The organism is Bradyrhizobium sp. P2_E8, from assembly GCF_056403875.1.
In genome coordinates, this window is sequence record NZ_JBFUES010001717.1 from 1 (window position 1) to 827 (window position 827).

An 827-nucleotide genomic window follows, 5' to 3' on the forward strand; every position below is an offset into this window, starting at 1 on the left:
GATGTGCGCGGCAGCGGCGAGCTCGCCAGCGCGCTCGGCGAAGGCTTTGCCGACGGGCTCGATGTCGCGGGATTCTGATCTGTGAGTGAGTTGTCCACCGAGGCTCCGGCGCAGTCCGCAAAGCCGACGATCTTCTTCGACGGCGTGTCGAGCCGCAGGCGGCAGGTGACGCTGACGCTCGGTGATGCGCTCGAGATCTTTGAGGCGGGCGGGACGCCGGTTCGCTGGGCCTATGCCGACATTCGCCGCGCCGACAGTCCGGCCGGTATCCTGCGTCTGGCCGCGACGTCCGCGCCGCCGCTGGCACGGCTGGAGATCCGCGATGCCGCGCTCGCGGCCGACGTGACCGTCCGCTGCATGCGTCTCGACGAGCACCAGACCACGCGCCGCGGTGTCGCGAAGATCGTCGGCTGGTCGGTGGCCGCCGCTGTCTCGATCGTCTGTGTCGTGCTGTTCGGCGTGCCGCTCGCTGCCGATCGTCTCGCGCCGCTGGTGCCGACACCGATCGAGCGCCGCATTGGCGATGCGTCCGAGGTCCAGGTTAAGACCATCTTCGGCCGCCGCACGTGCGAAGACCCCGCGGGCAAGGCCGCGTTCACAAAGCTGGTCAACCGCCTGCGCGATGCGGCCGGCCTTGACGACGATGCCATGACCGCGGGCGTGCTGCCGACCTCGGTGCCGAATGCGTTCGCGCTGCCGGGCGGCAAGGTGTTCTTGTTGCAGGGCCTGCTCGACAAGGCCGAAAGCCCCGACGAGCTTGCCGGCATCCTCGCCCACGAGCTCGGCCATCTCAAGCATCACGACAACATGCGCGGCCTGATCTACAA

General features: G+C 68.8%; 1 protein-coding gene. It reads left to right on the top strand.

The annotated features are described in order from the left end of the window. Positions 1-81: 81 nt before the first annotated feature. Positions 82-827: M48 family metallopeptidase (locus AC1D00_RS43445; RefSeq protein ID WP_477014971.1), on the top strand; the 746-nt coding region annotated here is incomplete at its 3' end.